Raw genomic sequence first — 272 nt, 5'->3', positions numbered from 1 at the left:
GCCTTAGCCATTATTATACCGTTAGCAGCGTTCTCAGCCTATGCGGCCACGCCGCCAGTGAACATGACAACTAATGGAATGTCTGATGATGCGATGAATGAGAAGACCACGACCGATATGCTATCGGTTCAGCCAAGTGATATTATTCATAAATCTGCAAGCACGCCAACTACCGTAGATAGCGTAGATCTAAATACCTATGCAGGTACTTGGTATGAGATTGGCCGTTTGCCGATGTATTTCCAGCGCAAATGTGCTGGTGATGTGACAGC

At 46.7% G+C, this 272-nt stretch carries 1 protein-coding gene; it reads left to right on the top strand.

The genetic code is table 11. The features are described from left to right. Window positions 1-272: lipocalin family protein (locus SB772_RS41085; protein WP_410838661.1), on the top strand; the 272-nt coding region annotated here is incomplete at both ends.

The organism is Paraburkholderia sp. SIMBA_030 (assembly GCF_046535245.1).
Taxonomy (GTDB): domain Bacteria; phylum Pseudomonadota; class Gammaproteobacteria; order Burkholderiales; family Burkholderiaceae; genus Paraburkholderia.
The sequence above is the reverse complement of the archived record's forward strand: the minus strand, read 5'-3'. Positions and strand labels throughout refer to the sequence as shown.